At 71.5% G+C, this 16,704-nt stretch carries 11 protein-coding genes; 7 read left to right on the forward strand and 4 right to left on the reverse strand.

Features of this window, described 5'->3' with window-relative positions:
* The first annotated feature begins 25 nt into the window (after window positions 1–25).
* Entirely contained in the window at window positions 26–283 is a 258-nt protein-coding gene (locus UG56_RS20515; RefSeq protein WP_045547848.1) for a hypothetical protein, read from the forward strand.
* 2 nt (window positions 284–285) lie between these two features.
* Here UG56_RS20515 and UG56_RS20520 read toward each other — a convergent pair whose 3' ends face one another.
* The 3 genes from UG56_RS20520 to UG56_RS20530 form a co-directional block, all read right to left on the reverse strand.
* Window positions 286–4,950 (reverse strand): family 78 glycoside hydrolase catalytic domain, encoded by a 4,665-nt coding sequence (locus UG56_RS20520; protein WP_256206795.1) that lies wholly within the window; start codon window positions 4,948–4,950, stop codon window positions 286–288.
* Between the two features lie 112 nt (window positions 4,951–5,062).
* Window positions 5,063–6,712, reverse strand: coding sequence for a DNA repair helicase XPB (locus UG56_RS20525; protein WP_045547849.1), 1,650 nt, complete (start codon window positions 6,710–6,712; stop codon window positions 5,063–5,065).
* Window positions 6,713–6,782: 70 nt separating this feature from the next.
* Window positions 6,783–8,774: a helicase-associated domain-containing protein gene (locus UG56_RS20530; protein ID WP_256206796.1), complete on the reverse strand. Its 1,992-nt coding sequence runs from the start codon at window positions 8,772–8,774 to the stop codon at window positions 6,783–6,785.
* Window positions 8,775–9,055: 281 nt separating this feature from the next.
* On the opposite strand from UG56_RS20530, the gene UG56_RS20535 reads away from it, so the two are divergent.
* The 3 genes from UG56_RS20535 (at window position 9,056) to UG56_RS29055 (ending at window position 13,089) form a co-directional block, all read left to right on the forward strand.
* A complete protein-coding gene (locus UG56_RS20535) occupies window positions 9,056–9,883 on the forward strand; it encodes a PP2C family protein-serine/threonine phosphatase (protein ID WP_045552035.1) in 828 nt (275 codons plus the stop codon).
* Window positions 9,880–11,811 carry an FHA domain-containing protein gene (locus UG56_RS20540; RefSeq protein WP_071327226.1) on the forward strand — a complete coding sequence of 644 codons (1,932 nt, stop codon included), beginning with the start codon at window positions 9,880–9,882 and terminating at the stop codon, window positions 11,809–11,811. The genes UG56_RS20535 and UG56_RS20540 overlap by 4 nt, the downstream gene beginning before the upstream one ends.
* A 126-nt stretch (window positions 11,812–11,937) precedes the next feature.
* The gene (locus tag UG56_RS29055; RefSeq protein WP_045551356.1) at window positions 11,938–13,089 is read left to right on the forward strand and encodes an RDD family protein; all 1,152 of its coding nucleotides are present in this window, start codon (window positions 11,938–11,940) and stop codon (window positions 13,087–13,089) included.
* Between the two features lie 102 nt (window positions 13,090–13,191).
* Here UG56_RS29055 and lepB read toward each other — a convergent pair whose 3' ends face one another.
* A complete protein-coding gene (gene lepB, locus UG56_RS20550; RefSeq protein WP_045551355.1) occupies window positions 13,192–13,956 on the reverse strand; it encodes a signal peptidase I in 765 nt (254 codons plus the stop codon).
* Window positions 13,957–14,067: 111 nt separating this feature from the next.
* On the opposite strand from lepB, the gene UG56_RS20555 reads away from it, so the two are divergent.
* From UG56_RS20555 to UG56_RS20565, 3 genes are read left to right on the forward strand one after another with little or no spacing between them, the layout of a single operon-like run.
* Window positions 14,068–15,135 (forward strand): nitrate- and nitrite sensing domain-containing protein, encoded by a 1,068-nt coding sequence (locus UG56_RS20555; RefSeq protein WP_045551354.1) that lies wholly within the window; start codon window positions 14,068–14,070, stop codon window positions 15,133–15,135.
* A 9-nt stretch (window positions 15,136–15,144) separates the two neighbouring features.
* Window positions 15,145–15,996, forward strand: coding sequence for an ExsB family transcriptional regulator (locus tag UG56_RS20560; protein WP_045551353.1), 852 nt, complete (start codon window positions 15,145–15,147; stop codon window positions 15,994–15,996).
* Window positions 15,993–16,700, forward strand: a complete 708-nt coding sequence (locus UG56_RS20565) for a M50 family metallopeptidase (RefSeq protein ID WP_045551352.1) — start codon at window positions 15,993–15,995, stop codon at window positions 16,698–16,700. Before UG56_RS20560 ends, UG56_RS20565 begins: the two co-directional genes overlap by 4 nt.
* Window positions 16,701–16,704: the final 4 nt, after the last annotated feature.

Here is a 16,704-nt window from a genome sequence, read left to right on the forward strand (position 1 = left end):
ATCCGATCCAGACGGAGGAGATGTCATGACCATCAGCACGACCATCGAAGAGGAGATCGAGCGGCTCGAGGAGGAGCTTGGCGAGCGGCCCGCCTGTGAGTGCAGCTGCGGCAGCCCGGACAGCGACGCGGAGCCTTGTGGCGAGGTGGCGGCGTACGCAGTGACGGTGCTCTGCCCGGACGACCGCTGCACCCACACCTACCTGCTGTGCCGGGAATGCCGAGACCTGTGGGTGCAGAACTGTCCACCACCCCATCGGCTGCGCGTCGTGGCGCTGGGTTGAGGTCATGCCACCGGCACCACCCAGACGTCGGCGACCGACGGGTCGTAGTCGGCGCCGGTGTCCTGGAACCGGATCCGCACCGAGCCGTCCGCGGTCAGCGCCGAGGGCTCCACCAGGAACTGGTGGGTCATCGTGCCCTGCCCGCCGCTGGTGCGGGTCAGGTCGACGCTGTGCGCGACCTGACCGTCGAGCTCGACGTCATAGGTCTTGCGGCGGGCACCGTCGAACGTCTCCACGACGCGGACCACGAACGCCCGGTCCGTCGGCACCGCGGCGTCGAGCTCGAACCAGCCGCCGGGGTAGGAGGAGTGCGTGTAGCGGCGGGTCAGCCCGGCCTCCTGGTTGGTCCCTGAGTGTTCCGAGGCGGTCAGTCCGTGTGCCGTCTCCGAGCTCGCCTCCCCGAGGTCCACATGGTCGGTCGACTCCGAGGGTGGCGTCGCGAGTCCGACGATCACGGTCGCCGCCGCCTGCTCGGTCGGGGTCGCTCCGGTCGCGACGGTCAAGGACACCGGGCCCGCGACGACGGTCTGTGGCACGACGACCTCGATCTCGACCTCGGCGTCCTGTCCTGCCGGGATCTCGAAGCTCTCCGGATCGGCCGACCAACCCGTCGGACCGGTCAGGGACAGCTCACCGCGTTGGGTGACGTCGCTGCGATTGTGGAGCCTGGTGGTGACGGTTGCCGTCTGGCCGCCATCGACCGACGTCGGAGCGCTCGACGTTGCGGTGATCTGCACGCCCGCCCCGACCATCAGCGTGCTGCCGACCGGGAGGGTGGCGGCGCCACCCGAGCGGCTGTACGTCAGCTCGCCGGTCAGCTCGATCGGCCCGACCGCGGCGTCGTCGGGCACGGTGACCTCGTAGGTGTGCTGGACCTGTCCGCCGGCGGGAACGGTGCCTGCGGGCTCGCCGACCGGCTGGGCGGTCCATCCGTCGGGCAGGTCGAGTGAGGAGCTCACCTCGCTCAGCGGCTGCTTGCCGCTGTTGTCGATGCTCACCGAGACGTCGACGACGTCGCCAGGAAGGACCTCGTCGGTGGGCACCCGCAGGGTGGCGACGGCGCCGACCAGCCGGGCCGATGCGCGCGAGAGACTCTTCGCGATCGCCGCCACGTGATCGCGAAGATCGGCAGCGTTTGCGTCCGCGAGCACGCCGTTGTCGGCGTACATCGCGATGACCTGGCGCAGGCTCGCACCGGCTGCGAGGGCGTGGTGGACCGACTCGGCGACCCGCTCCTCGTCGGCGTCCCGGGCGGCGAGGTCCCAGGCCTCGCCGATCTCCTCGCGCAAGGTCGCGGTCCGGTTCGCGAGGTCACGCTTGGCGGCCTTGCCGGCGCTGCCGTCGAGCGGCAGCGCGGAGACCGCGGTGGCCGTCTCGGCGGCCCCGGACCGGGCGGCCCCGAGGTCCCCGAGCGTCGGTGCGACCGCGAACCGGTAGCTGCCGGAGCCGACCTCCAGCACGACGACACCGTCGTCCTGGCGGACGAGCTCGACGTCCTCCGAGTCCTCGATCGGCGCTCCGCCCTCGGTCACCGCCCACCGGTACGCGGCCGGGATGCGCACCTCGGCGGTCGTGTTCGCCGGCACGGTGACGTCCAGGGTCATCGGGCCGTCGTCGGTCGCCCAGGCGCTGCGTACGGCTCCGTACGGGGTCTGGAGACGGTAGTCGACGTGATCGACGCCCTCGCCCGGCTCCGGCGCGATCAGCACCTTGCGATAGCCGGGCTCGGCCGCGGAGACACCGGCCATCGTGCGGTACATCCACTCGCCGACGGCGCCGTAGGCGTAGTGGTTGAAGGAGTTCATGCCGACGTCGTTGAACGTGCCGTCCGGGTTGATGGAGTTCCAGCGCTCCCAGATCGTGGTCGCGCCCTTGCCGATCTCGTATCCCCAGGACGGGTAGTCCTCGTGCTGCAGCAGCCGGTAGGCGATGTCGGTGCGTCCGGCCTTCGTGAGGGCGGGCAGCAACCCGTCGACACCCAGGAACCCGGTGGAGAGGTGGTAGTCACGCCGCTCGAGCGTCTGCACGAACTGGTCGTAGACGGCGTCGCGACGGTCCTCCGGCTCCAGATCGTTGGTCAGGGTGAGGATGTACGCCGTCTGGCTGTCGCCCTTGACGGTGCCGTCGGCGGCGATGAACGCCTGCTGGTACGCGGCCCGGATGGCCTGGTAGCGGGCCTGGTAGGCCGCCGCATCGGCGTCCTTGCCGATGGCCTTCGCCATCTGCGCGAACTCGCGGGTGCTCTTCGCGACGAAGGCCGTGTCCAGGACGTCGGCGGGCGTCGGGTCGTCGAGGTTGAGCCAGTCCAGGTAGCCGCCGGCGGAGCGGATGTGACCGGTCGAGTCGGCGTCGAGGAAGTCGACGTACCTCTTCATCATGGCGTAGTTGTCGGCGATGACGCCGGTGTCGCCATAGGCCTGCCACAGCGTCCAGGGGACGTGGACCCCTGCGTCCATCCAGCCGGCCGACTCGTAGCCGCCGTCGAAGCGGCCGGGGACGACCGGGGCGACGCCGGGCAGCGACCCGTTCTCGCGCTGGGTGTCGCGCAGGTCCTGCAGCCACTTGGTCAGGAACGACTCGGCGTCCATGTTGTAGACCGCCGTCCTGGAGAAGACGTTGATGTCGCCGGTCCAGCCCATCCGCTCGTCGCGAGCCGGGGTGTCGGTCGGGATGGAGAGGAAGTTGCCCCGCATGCCCCACACGATGTTGCTCTGCAGCTGGTCGACCAGGGGCGAGCTGGTGTCCAGGGTGCTGGTCAGGTCGCCGTCGGTGCCGACCACGACGCCCACGAGGTCGGCGGCATCGGGTGCCTCGCCCAGCCCGGAGATCTCGACGTAGCGGAAGCCGTGGAAGGTGAACGACGGCTCGTAGGTCTCGGGCTCGTCGGAGCCGATCGTGTAGGTGTCGGTGGCCTTGGCCGAGCGCAGGTTGGCCGTGTAGAGGGTGCCGTCGGGGTTGAGCACCTCGCCGTGGCGGATCGTGACCGTCTGGCCCTTCTCGCCCTGCAGGGTGAGGCGGACGTGGCCGACCATGTTCTGCCCGAGGTCGTAGAGGTAGACACCGTCGGTCGGCGAATCGATCCGCTTCGCGGTCTCGAGCTCCTCGGTGACGCGTACGTCAACGGCTGTCTGCGGCTCGAGCACGTCGGTCGGCTCGTCCCGGACGGCGACGGCGTCCCAGTCGGTGGCGTCGAAGCCGGGCTCGTCCCAGCCGTCGACCTGGGCCGCGCGGCGGGCGTCGTACCACTCACCGTCGAGCAGGTCCGCCTCGCGGGTCGGCCCGCCGGTCGTGCGCCAGGTGTCGTCGGTGCGGACGACGCGGCTGGTGCCGTCGGCGTAGTCGATGACGAGCTCGGCGATCACCGAGTTGGCGGTGCCGTAGACGTCGGTGCCGAACATCGCGACCTTGCCGGAGTACCAGCCGGGAGCGACCTCGGCCCCGAGCACGTTCGAGCCCGAGCTCACCAGATCGGTCACGTCGTAGGTCTGGTAGTCGATCCGCTTGTCGTAGGCCGTCCAGCCGGGCGCGAGCTCGGCGTCCCCGACCCGCTTGCCGTTGAGGCGCAGCTCGTAGACGCCGCGTGCCGAGGCGTAGACCCGGGCACGCTTGATCTCCTTCGATCCCAGGTCGACCTCCTTGCGCAGCAGCGGCACCGCGTCGTCGCCCCTCAGCCAGGCCTCGCCGCCGGCGTTGTCGACCCGGAGCCCGTCGGGGGTGACGGTGCCGGCGGTGAAGGTGCGGTCGCCGGTCGGAAAGTCCGTGTCCACGAGAGCGGTGCCATCGGCGCTGGTGACGGTCACGTCATGGACCAGTCCGTGCTCGGCGCCGTTGGTGCGGAAGCCCATGATCCCCGGTCCGGCGAAGGTGGCGTCGGTGCGCCGGTCGAGCTGCTGGCCGTCGATCGTGGTCGTGATCGTGTCACCCGCGACGGTGATCGCGTAGTCGTGCTCCGCGGCGAAGTCGAAGCCGCTCGGCACCGGCTCGGCAGGCAGCACGGAGTAGCCGCCGTTGCGCTTCACGTGCGGACGGAGCGCGTCGTCGGACTCGCTGAACTGCCACATGTAGGCGTTCTCGGTGTCCTTGCCGCGGAAGTAGACGCCGAGGGCTCCGCCGATGTCGGAGGCGGTGAACTCGATCGTGTAATCGGTCCACTCCGCGCCCAGCTCGGGGGTCTCCGCCCCGATCCAGTCCGCCGACCACGCCTCCTTCCCGAGTCCGGTGGCGAACGTCGCCGGTTCGCTCCACGCGGACGCGACGTCCTCGTCGTCCCAGACCCGCACCGACCACACGTAGTCCGTGCGCGGCTTCAGCGCGGGCCCGGCGTAGCGGACGTCGACGGACTGCCCGGACCTCACCTTCCGGCTGTCCCACACGTCGGGCGCGGAGAGCCGCCGCTCCGACGTGGCGACCCGGATCTGGTACGCCTTCTGGGTCACTCCGCGGCGGTCGGAGTCGAGCTGCCAGCCCAGGGCGGGGGCGGTCGTCGCGATGCCGAGGGGATCGACGAGCGCGTTGGTCCGCAGCTCGTCGACCACCGGGACGGAGCCGCCCGTGGCGAGCGCCGTCGGTGCGACGGCGCCAGCGGCGCCGGCTGCGATTGGGGAAAGCGCGGGGGAGAGGGCTACGGCGAGGGTGGCCGTGATCAGTCCGGCGATGTGATGACGCACGCGGAACTCCTGAAGTCGAGGAATTGAAACGCTTCAGTGAGTATGGCGCTCGTCACATCCGAACGCAGCGATATGACCGCATCCGGCCACGGCCAACGATTCAATCCACGGGTCAGGGCGTGAGGTCGCCGAGCGAGTCGGCGTCGACGATCCGGTACGCATAGCCCTGCTCGGCCAGGAATCGCTGGCGGTTCTGGGCGAAGTCGGCGTCGATGGTGTCGCGAGAGACGATCGTGTAGAAGTGCGCGGTCTTGTGGCCGTCGCCGGGGCGCAGCAGGCGGCCGAGGCGCTGGGCCTCCTCCTGGCGGGAGCCGTAGGCGCCGGAGACCTGGATCGCGACCTCGGCCGAGGGCAGATCGATGGAGAAGTTGGCGACCTTGGAGACGACCAGCAGGTCGATCTCGCCGGACCGGAAGGCGTCGAAGAGCCGCTGACGTTCCTTGACCGACGTCTTGCCCTCGATCACCGGGGCATCGAGCGAGGCGGCGATCTCGTCGAGCTGCTCGAGATACTGGCCGATCACCAGCGTCGGCTTGCCGGCGTGGGAGGCGACGATCTCCTTGACCACGTCGATCTTGTGGTGGGTGCACGAGGCGATCCGGTAGCGCTCGTCGGGCTCGGCGGTGGCGTAGACGAGCCGTTCGTCTGCGGGCAGGGTCACCCGCACCTCGACGCAGTCCGCCGGGGCGATCCAGCCCTGCGCCTCGATGTCCTTCCAGGGAGCGTCGTAGCGCTTGGGGCCGATCAGCGAGAACACGTCGCCCTCGCGCCCGTCCTCCCGCACCAGCGTCGCGGTCAGGCCGAGGCGGCGGCGCGCCTGCAGGTCGGCGGTCATCCGGAAGATCGGGGCGGGCAGGAGGTGGACCTCGTCGTAGACGACCAGGCCCCAGTCGCGGGCGTCGAGGAGCTCCAGGTGCGGGTAGGCGCCCTTGCGGCGCGTGGTCAGCACCTGGTAGGTGGCGATCGTGACCGGCCGGATCTCCTTGACCGACCCGGAGTACTCGCCGATCTCGTCCGGGGTCAGTGAGGTGCGGCGTACGAGCTCGTCCTTCCACTGCCGTGCGGAGACGGTGTTGGTGACGAGGATCAGCGTGGTCGCCTGGGCGTGCGCCATGGCCGCGGCGCCGACCAGCGTCTTGCCCGCGCCGCAGGGCAGCACGACGACCCCGGAGCCGCCGTGCCAGAACGACTCGGCCGCCTCCGACTGGTAGGGGCGCAACGACCAGTCGGCGGTGTCCAGCGCGATCGGGTGCGCCTCGCCGTCGACGTACCCCGCGTAGTCCTCGGCCGGCCAGCCGAGCTTGAGCAGCGCCTGCTTGAGGTTGCCGCGCTCGGAGGGATGGACGACGACGGTGTCCTCGTCGACCCGCTCGCCCAGCATCCCGGCGACCTTCTTCGCCCGGATCACCTCCTCGAGCACCGCACGGTCGGAGGAGGCCAGCACCAGCCCGTTGACCGGGTTCTTCTCGAGCCGGAGGCGGCCGTAGCGGGCCATCGTCTCGGCGACATCGACCAGCAGGGAGTGGGGGACGGGATAGCGGGAGTACTCCAGCAGCGTGTCCACCACCTGCTCGGCGTCGTGGCCGGCCGCCCGCGCGTTCCACAGCCCCAACGGGGTCAGCCGGTAGGTGTGGATGTGCTCCGGCGACCGCTCCAGCTCGGCGAACGGCGCGATCGCCTTGCGGCACTCACCTGCCCGGGCATGGTCGACCTCGAGCAGCAGCGTCTTGTCCGACTGGACGATCAGGGGGCCGTCGTTCACCGGACCAGCCTACGGGCGGACCCTCGCTGGGGTCGTGAAGCCGAGAGTGACCCAGAGACCACTCTCAGCTTCACGACCCCGGCCGGACGCTCCTGATCCGGGACAGCGCGAAGGAACGTACGTCGTCCTCGACCCGGGCCGCGAGGGAGCCGCCGTCGATGCCCACGGGCTCGACACGGGCCTCACCGGCGACCCCGCGGCCGTCGACGTAGGAGAGCACCACCTGCTCCCCGGCATCGATGGCCTCGTGGAGGATCGCCATCGTGGAGGCCGGCTCGGGCGGGGACGGGCGCGAGGCGGCGGTCTCGTCGCCGGCCTTGATGCGCGCCGCTACCGCGGTCGCGCGCACGGTGAGATGGGCCTCCTGGGCGCCCGCCGGACGCTGCGCGTTGCGGGCCTTGGCGCGCTTGGCGTCGGGTCGCGCGACGTGGACCGACCCGTCGGGCGCCTCGACGACCGGGGCCAGGCCGAGCTCGCGCAGCCGGGGAAGGAGCGAGTCGAGGGCGACGGTGCTGACGACCACGGTCGGGGCCAGCCGCCGCAGCCCGAGCGACTCGGCCGCCGGATGGGCCAGCAGCTCAGCCAGTGCCGCCTCGTCGTCGCTGCGCAGGTAGGCCGCGGCGAACCCGACCCGGATGGTCCCGAAGGTACGCGCGGTGTCGTCGACAAGATAGGTCAGCGCCTGCGGGACCGGGGTGCGGGAGGCGGCGGCGAGGAAGGTGTGGATCTCGGTGGCGGTCCAGCCGCGGTCCATCGCCCGTCGCACGGACTCCTTGGTGAACCGGTAGACCGTCGCCCCGCCGTGGGACTCCACGGTCGCCACGACCGCCAGGGTGCGCGCCAGCGCGGGCTCCAGCGGCCCCGGAGCGACCGCGGTCAGATCGCCCTGCAGCAGCACGTGGTCGACCGGCTCCGGCAGCAGCCCGGCCAGGACCGGGACCGGGTCCTCGCCCGCCACCAACGCCCGCCCGTACGCCGCCAGCCCCCCGAACGCAGTCAGCCCGAGGGTTTCCGCCTCGGTGAGTGTCCAGGCCACCAGCGACTCGCGGGACTCGGTGCGAGTGCGCGGCCGGCGCGGCCGCTCCCAGGCGAGCCGGGCGACGACCGCGGCGGGACCGGTGCCGGCGGCGAGGACCTCACCGTCCGGCATCTCCGCCAGCAGACCCAGCGTCAGCCGGCGCGTCTCCACGGCCGAGGCGCCGGCCAGATCGGGCGCCAGCGCGTTCCACGTCTTCCCGGCCGGGTCGCGCTGACCGACCAGCCCGGGGAGGCGCGGGGAGGCGAGCCAGGCACCGGCCACGTGCGACCAGCGGGCGGCCAGAGGCTGCTGCAGCCACTGGTCGAAGAGCTCGGTCGGCATCCACGACGGGTCACCCTCCTCGTCGGTGCCGAGCGCCAGCAGCCCCGAGGTCCAGGCGACCTCGATCAGCAGCGCCGCGGTGGGCTCGGCGACGTGGAGCCGCTCGGCGGTCGCCTTCAGGTCGCGCACGGTCAGGCCCGTGCCGCCGCGCAGCGACCTCGGCGGCGTGGCGCTCCAGGCGTCGAGGAGCAGCTCGAGGTTGCGTACGAGCTCGAAGGCGGCGCCCGCGGCCGCCCGGTCGACCAGCGACGAGGCCCGCGACGAGGTCGGCAGGGGCGGCGGGACGTCCACCGGGGCCGGCGTGGTCCGCCCGCCGCGCAGCGCGAGCCCGACCTCGCCGGGCAGGATCAGCATGCCGTCCTCCGAGGAGACCAGCAGCCCGTGGGCGATCAGCTCCTCCGCCGGTCCGGCGGCCTCGTCCACCGTGACGCGCGTGCGCGCGCGGGATGAAGATGCCTGCCCGCCGCCGGCGTCGACGGCCTCCAGCATCGCGCGGGCCTCGGCGGAGACAGCGGCCAGGCGGCGTACGGCTTCTTCCTGGTCAGCGGCGAAAGGCTGCAGCCCGGAGGTGCCCGGGGAACCCCGCAGCAGGGCTGCGACCCCGGTCACGGCCCGCAGGCCGCCGAGGGAGTGCCAGACCAGGCCGGTGTCCTCCAGATGAGAAAGTGCCCGTGTCGCGGCGGCCACATCGGCGTTCACCATGGAAGATAAGTGGGCTTTGGTGGTTTGATTCGCGAGGACAACGGCATCGAGCACGATCAGCTCGAGATGGTTAAGGTCATCCAACGCATAGTGCAAGGATGTGCGAGTGGCTGCTCGGGCGGCGAGTTGGCCGGAGTCATGAGGGGACGGCGTGGCGAGATCAGGACGTGCAAGAAGCAGGCGTGTGATGCGCTCTGTAGGCCAAGAGCGCAACTGGTCTGCAAGAGAGCGGAAGCCTGTGTCCATCGGCATCACGCTATCCCGGCAGGCCTAGGAGCGAGATGTCCAGGAAAGTAGTGATCGCGCACGGGGCCGCGACCGATGTCGGCCAGGTGCGGAAGGTCAACGAGGACTCCCATGTGGCCGAGCCACCGGTCTTCGTCGTAGCCGACGGCATGGGCGGCCACGACGGTGGTGACATCGCCAGCGAGATGGTGATCCAGGAGTTCGCCAAGCTCGGCGGCACCCATTACGTGTCCGAGTCCGGCAGCCAGGCGATGGTCGAGGCGCTCCAGGCGGCCCAGGACCGGATCGTGGCCTTCGCGCTCGAGCAGCGCTCGCGCGGGGCCTCGGACTACCAGTCCGGCACGACCTGCGCCGCGGCTCTGATCGCCGACGGCGGAAGCAGCCCGTTGTGGATCCTGCTCAACGTCGGCGACTCGCGCATCTACCGATACTTCGACGGTACGTTGAGCCAGCTCAGCCGCGACCACAGCCTGGTCCAGGAGCTGGTCGACTCCGGGCAGATCACGCCCGAGCAGGCCGAGCACCACCCGGAGCGCAACGTGGTGACCAGGGCGCTGGGCGGCATGGCCCCCGCCGTCCCTGACATCTTCCAGGTGACGCTGCCGGTCGGCGCCCGGCTGATGCTCTGCTCGGACGGCGTGAGCGGAATGATCTCGGATGCTGAGATCGCCGACATCCTCGCCGCGGAGGAGACCGACGCGCGGGACACGGCCGAGAAGCTCGTCGCCGCCGCGGTCGAAGCGGGTGGCCGGGACAACGCCACCGCGATCGTGGTGGATGTGATGGGATTGACCGAGGAAAACCCGTATGACTCGGAGCAACAAAGGGTGAGTATGGAGCAGAAGCTAGGAGTGCTGCCATGAGTGAGTCAGCAACCATCGCAAGCACGTCCTACACGCCGGGCACGTGGTTCGGCATCATCGGTGAGAGCGCCACGGTGCTGCTCCCGCCCTCGGAGAAGAGCCGCGCGGGCGCCCTGTGGGCGCTCGTCGACGACGGCGCCGGGTTCGACGAGGTGCTCGACGCGCTCGTCGCGACCGGGCTGAGCTCGTTGCCGGGCTTCGTCCTCATCGCCGGGGACGTGACGCCTGACGGCGGCAGCGTACGCACGGTCGTGCGCGGTCCTTCCGTGGTCTCGTTCGAGGCCGGCGAGGGTGCCGTCGAGGTCGACGGCTCGTCGTCGAAGACCTGGGTCGAGCGCACCCTCGAGGGCGTCACCCGGATGTCCGTCTCGCTCGGCGAGGAGGGCGCGACCGGTGAGCCGCTGACCGCGCTCGGTGGCCTGCTGCGGGTCTCGGGACTCGAGGTCCCACCGCCGGCCCCGGAGTCCGCCCACGACGACTCGCCGGAGAGCCGCGCCGGTTTCGTACCCGCCCCGGTGGCGGTCGAGGAGGGTTCCGACGACAGCGTCGACGAGCCCGCACCGGCCGACCCGCTCACCGATCCTCTTCCCGAGGAGAGCTACGCCGACTCCGCCGACGACCTCGGCTCCGCCGAGGAGCCGGGTCTCGACGAGGACGAGCCGGCTGCGGCTCCGCCCTCGCTCTCGGTCGTGCCGCCGATCCCGGTCTCGGGTGACCTCCCGGGTCTCGGGGCGGAGTCCGACGCCGAGCCGGAGGCGGACTTCGGTCAGGACTCCGACTACGACGCCGGCTCCGAGCCGGACGAGCCGATCTCGGTCAACCGTGGCGAGGAGTCCGGCGAGGCGTCGGCGCCGCGCCACGACGACCTGACCGAGCCGGCCGAGGCCGAGCAGGCCGAGGCGTTGGAGACGCCGGCCGCGTCCGAGGACGTCGCTGACGAGCAGGGCCTCCCCGAGCCGACCGGCCCCGGCGGCTATGAGGACGACTACGCCAGCGACGAGCACGCCGCTGCCGTGGCCTCGTCCTTCGGGCCGTCCGCGGTCTCCCCGGAGCCCGTCGACCCCGACGTCGCCTCCGACGCCGAGACCGAGGTCCTCCCGGCCGTCGACGAGCAGTCCTACGAGGAGCGGGAGCCCTTCGACGGTCCCGAGTCCTTCGAGGAGCCCGAGTCCGCCCAGGCGCCCGACTTCGGCCCGCCGTCGATGCCGCCCCCGCCGCCGCTGACGACGCCTCCGCCGCCCCCGGTGGACGCTCCGCCGGCTCCCTACGGGGACGCGCCGGCCGAGGGCCTGATCGATGCCGCGCCGATCGACGGCCCGCCGGCCGACGCGCCGGTGACCGAGATCCCGCCCGCACCTCCGGCACCTCCGGCACCTCCGGCGTTCCCGGCCCCGCCCGCGCCGCCGGCCCCGCCCGTGGCGCCGATCCCCGAGGCTCACGACGGCCCGGTCTGGGAGGAGCCCAACCCCGATGAGGACGACCACGACGGTCTGACCCGCATCGGCGTGGGCGAGGACCTGAACGCCGGTCTCGCCGGGATCCCCGGCCAGCCCGAGGCACCCAAGGTGACCGCCTACCCGGTCGCGCGGCTGGAGTTCTCCAGCGGCGACCGCGTCGAGGTCGACCGGGTCGTCCTCGTCGGCCGTGCCCCCGAGGCCAGCCGGTTCACGCCCACCGAGCAGCCGATGCTGGTGACCGTGCCGAGCCCTCACCAGGAGATCTCCTCGACCCACTGCGAGATCCGTCCCGGTGCCGGTGTCGACCACGGCGCTGCGGTGGTCACCGACCTCGGCTCGACCAACGGCACCGTGCTGGTCCAGCCCGGGCTCGGCCCGGAGGACCTGCGTCCTGGCGTACCGGTCCAGCTGATGCCCGGCGCCGTCATCGACCTCGGTGACAGTCTGACGATCCGGGTGACCAACCCGTGACCGAACGGCTTTCGCTCATGTCGCCGCTCTCCTCGGAGGCGGCGGCATGAGCGAGCGCCAGCGAGCGGCAATGGGCCTCAGGTCGTCGCCTCCGTATTCTTTGCTTCTTCCTACGGAGGCGGCGGCATGAGCGTGGCCGGCCTCCAGGCGCCAGCCGTCGAGGCTGCGATCGCGGAGCCGGACCGCCGGTTCTACGCGTTCGCCATCGACCGGGTGATCGCCTGGGCGATCTTCGCCGTGGCGGGATTCGCCGCCTGGCTGATCTTCTTCCGCAACGGAAACCCGCTGCCCGGGATCGGTCTGGTCGCCGGTGTGGTGCTGGTGGTCTGGCTGGTCGGCACCATTCTCACCGGCTCCGGTGGCAAGACCCCGGGGAAGATGGCCCTCGGGCTCCGCGTGGTCAGCGATGACTCCGGATCCGCGGGCCGCCCCATCGGCGTCGGCAAGGCGTTCGTACGCCAGGCCCTCCTCGGTCTCTGCACGATCCCGACGCTCGGCATCGGCGCCGCCACCTTCGCCTGGGTCGCCGCCATGGACGGCCGTGGCCGTCGCCAGGGATGGCATGACCGGCGTGCCGGCTCGGTCGTGGTCGACGTACGTCCTCCGGCGGTCGTCGAGGCCGAGGAAGAGGCGCCGGCGCCGCGCCGCATCGTCAACCTGACCACGATGCGCCTGAAGCAGGCCGAGGCGACGCCGGAGCGCGCCGAGCGGCCGCAGACTCCCGCTGCCCCGACCCAGAGCCCTGCTGCCCAGGCGGCCGCGGCTCAGGCCGTGGCAGAGGCTCAGGCAGCCGCGACCCAGGTCGGTGTGCCGGTCGCTCGTCAGGCTCCGCCGACTCCCGCTCCGCCGGCTCCTCCGGTGCCCCCGGCCCCTCCGGCCGTGCCGCCGACGGCTCAGCCCGCCCCGCCGGTACCTCCGGTGCCCGCGCCGCAGCCCGCGGCAACGGCTCGTTGGCGGGTCACCTTCGACACCGGTCAGAGCTTCGTGGTCGAGGGTCTCGCCATCGTCGGTCGCGGCCCCGAGCCGCGTCCGGGCGAGGAGGTCTCGCACCGGGTGGCGCTCTCCTCGAGCGACATGTCCCTGTCCAAGACCCACGCCCAGTTCCAGGTCGCTGCCGACGGCACTCTCGTGGTCATGGACCGCGGCTCCACCAACGGCACCACCTTGATCCGTCAGGGCGCCGCCCGAGCCCTCGGTGCCCGCCGCCCCGCGGCTCTCATCGACGGCGACAAGGTCAAGTTCGGCGACCGCACCATGGATGTGGTCCGCGAGGCCTGACCGCCGAGGCGTCAGCCCGGTCGGCCGAGGTGGCACAGCAGTGCCATCTCGGCCGACGTACGTGACGGCTCGCCCGACGCGCGTGACGCCTCGGCGAGCGGGTCAGTCGATGGCCTCGAAGGTCTCGGGTCGGTGCTCGAAGCCGAAGCGGTCGGTGGGCCAGAAGACGACGGCGACGCGGCCGACGACGTCGGAGACGGGTACGAAGGCGCTCGAGCAGGCCTTGTCGCCCGACTCCTGACGCTCGGGGCTGCACAGGTGGAACGACGAGTCGGCCGAGTTGGCGCGGTTGTCGCCCATCACGAAGATCCGGCCCTCGGGGACGACGGCCTTCCAGCCCCGGCACCCGCCCTCGACATAGGAGCCGTTGTCCTGCGTCATCGGGCCGTCGCAGGTATCGCTGGAGGCGATGAAGGCGGACTCGTCCAACGGGGTGCCGTTGACGACGACATGACCCGACTCGCAGCACTCCACGGTGTCGCCGGCGACGCCGATGACCCGCTTCACCAGGTGGTCGCCGGTCGGGTAGAGCCCGACCTTGGCGAGCACGGCCCTGAAGCCGGTGGGCGCCGGAGGGACCTCGTCGGCGGAGAGCCAGTCGCCGGGATCGGCGAAGACGACGACGTCACCGCGCTCGGGCGTACCGCCCATCCAGTAGGACGGCTTCTCCACCAGCACCCGGTCGTTGACCTCCAGCCCGGGCCGCATCGACTCGGAGGGGATGTAGAACGCCTGGGCCAGAAATGTCTTGATCACGACCGCGAGCAGGATCGCTGTCACCGCGATGATCACGATCTCGACGAGCGACCCCAGAAACCCCTTCGGCCGCCGGCCAGACCGCGCCGACGCGTCCACCTCTGCCCCCATGCCCCGACCCTATCCAGACGACGGCCGAGGTCCGGCGCTATCCAGAATTCGGGGGCGCGCGGCGTCGCTCCTGCCTTAACGTTTCGTCACTCAGCCGGCTCCGGAGGTGCCATGACCACCGCACTGACAACCCCGACGCAGCGACCTGGCGCGAAGAGCCCCCGGGCGATCGTGATCACCCTGATCCTGGCCGTGATCGCCGCGGTCGTGGTCTGTGTCGTCGGCGGGCTCGGCGTCTTTCGGGCGTCGGCCGAGGCGGAGAGCGCCCGGCAGGCCGAAGCATTCGCCGAGGCCCTACCGGACACCGTCAACCTCGCGGTCAACCTTTCCGTCGAACGCGATGCGGTGGTCGCCGGCGTACCTCCGGTCGTGCTCCGGCCGCTGCAGCAGGCCACGGACGAGTCGGCGCGGGCCTGGCGGACCCGAGCTCAGGAGATGGGCCACAGCGACAAGGATCTCGACGCGACGCTCACCCGGATCACCCAGCGTCTCGGCGACATCGACGAGCTGCGTACGCAGGCACAGGACGATCCCGCCACGGGCTCGAAGCACTACACGACCCTGACGAACGACCTGTTCGGCATCGCCGACGACCTGCCGAACGCGGGCGACGGCCGGACGGCGGCCTCGATCGAGGCGATCGGTCACATGCCCGAGGCGTGGGAGTCGCTGGGGCAGGAGCGCACGATCATGATCGCGGCGCTGACCCACTCGCCGTCGTCCGGCACCAAGCCGATCAGCGACGAGGAGAGAGCCGCGCTCACCGAGGCCGAGGCCCGCTGGCGGCGCTCGCTGGCCGCCTTCTACGAGAAGTCCGCCTCGGACCAGCGTCAGGCGCTCGACAGCCTCACCAACGGCACGGCGACGAAGGGCGCGACCGGCGTGACCGCCCATCAGGCGGTCAACGACGTCATCGCCGGCCGTAGCGCGGCGACCCTGGAGTCCTACACCGCCTCCAGCACCGACTTCATGCGCGGCCTGCAGGAGGTGCTCGTCGCCTCCGCCCAGGACATCCTGGAGGACCAGCGCGCCGCCCGTGATGACGCCGTACGCGCCGCGCTGGTCGGTTTCGTCCTCACGTTCGCCGTGCTGGGTGTCCTCGCGCTGCTCATCGTCGTCCTCGCGGTCGTCCTGGTGATCCTTCGCCGATCGGCCGCCGCGCGTGGAGCGCGCGGATAGGGTCGTGGCGTGTCCGACCTCGACCAACGGCTCAACGCTCTCGAAGCGGATCTCAGGACTCGGGGGAGCGTGCTGGTCGCCTTCTCCGGCGGCGCCGACAGCGCCTTCCTCCTGGCGGCCGCGACCAAGGCTCTGACCAGCGACAACGTCGCCGCCGCGACCGGCTACTCACACAGCCTCCCGATCGCCGAGAGGGACCCGGCCGCCGACTTCGCCAGGAGCCTGGGCGTACGCCTCATCACCCCGCAGACCCACGAGATGGAGCGGGAGGGCTACCGGGCCAACGGCACCGACCGGTGCTTCTTCTGCAAGGCGGAGCTGCTCGACACCCTCACCCCGCTGGCCCGCGAGCTCGGCTTGGCCCATGTGGCCACCGGCACCAACGCCGACGACGCGATCGAGGGGCTCAACGGCCTTCGGCCCGGCATCCGCGCGGCCGCCGAGCGTGGCGCGATCACCCCGCTCAAGGACGCCGGCCTGACCAAGGCCCAGATCCGCGAGGCCTCGCGCCGCTGGGGCCTGCCGACCTGGGACAAGCCGGCCGCGGCCTGTCTCTCCAGCCGGATCGCCTACGGCCTCGAGGTCACTCCGCGCCGGCTCGCGCGCGTGGAGCGTGCAGAGCAAGGCGTACGCCGCGTCCTGGCCGCGCGCGGCCACGACGCGGCCCGGGTGGATCTGCGCGTGCGCGACCACGGGGAGAAGGCCACCGTGGAGCTGTCCGCTACCCTCCTGCCTCTCGACCCCCATCAGGCTGACGAGGTGCTCAGGACCGTGACAGACGCAGGATTCCCCGCCGCGGAGATCGACCCACGGGGCTTCCGCTCCGGATCGATGAACCAGGTCCCGAAGGCCGCGAGGTGAGGGAGTTCTGGGACACGATCACCGCGACCCAGACCGTCCCTGACGCACCGTGGCTGATCGGCGCCGGATTCGTCGCCCTCGCGCTCGTGGTGTGGCGTACGTCCTGGCGCACCGTACGTCTCGGCGTGACCGTCGTCCACGAGGCCGGGCACGCGGTCGTCGCGGTCCTGGTGGGAAGGCGCCTGTCCGGGATCAAGCTCCACTCCGACACCTCGGGCGTCACCCTCTCCCGCGGCAAGCCGTCCGGGCCGGGGATGGTGGCGATGCTCGCCGCCGGCTATCTCGCCCCGGCTCTCCTCGGACTGCTCAGCGCGACGATGCTCGCCGCCGGGCACGCCCTGGGGCTGCTGTGGCTCCTGGTGGCGGCGATGCTGGTGCTGCTGGTGTGGGTACGCAACGGCTACGGTCTCGTCGTCCTGCTGGTGCTCGGCGCGGCGCTGGGTGCGATCAGCTGGTACGCCGACGACCGCATCCAGACCACCGCGGCCACCCTGGTGACCTGGCTGCTCCTGCTCGCCTCACCGCGGCCGCTCCTGGAGCTGCTCGGCCGCGGCGAGCGCGGCCGCCGCGGCTCCGACCCCGACCAGCTCGCCGGTCTGACCGGCATCCCGTCGGTGCTCTGGATCCTCGTGCTGCTGGCCGTCAACGTCGCCGGCCTGGTGGTCGGCGTGCAGACCCTGATCCCCGACCTCAGCTGGATCTAGAGGA

The organism is Nocardioides luteus (assembly GCF_000960475.2).
GTDB lineage: Bacteria > Actinomycetota > Actinomycetes > Propionibacteriales > Nocardioidaceae > Nocardioides > Nocardioides luteus_A.

Bases quoted from the DNA above. Each gene is read 5' to 3' on its own strand.
- UG56_RS29055 (WP_045551356.1), top strand. From the start codon at position 11,938: ATGAGCGTGGCCGGCCTCCAGGCGCCAGCCGTCGAGGCTGCGATCGCG.
- UG56_RS20515 (WP_045547848.1), top strand. From the start codon at position 26: ATGACCATCAGCACGACCATCGAAGAGGAGATCGAGCGGCTCGAGGAG.
- UG56_RS20555 (WP_045551354.1), top strand. From the start codon at position 14,068: ATGACCACCGCACTGACAACCCCGACGCAGCGACCTGGCGCGAAGAGC.
- lepB (WP_045551355.1), bottom strand. From the start codon at position 13,956: ATGGGGGCAGAGGTGGACGCGTCGGCGCGGTCTGGCCGGCGGCCGAAG.
- UG56_RS20530 (WP_256206796.1), bottom strand. From the start codon at position 8,774: ATGGTGAACGCCGATGTGGCCGCCGCGACACGGGCACTTTCTCATCTG.
- UG56_RS20535 (WP_045552035.1), top strand. From the start codon at position 9,056: ATGTCCAGGAAAGTAGTGATCGCGCACGGGGCCGCGACCGATGTCGGC.
- UG56_RS20540 (WP_071327226.1), top strand. From the start codon at position 9,880: ATGAGTGAGTCAGCAACCATCGCAAGCACGTCCTACACGCCGGGCACG.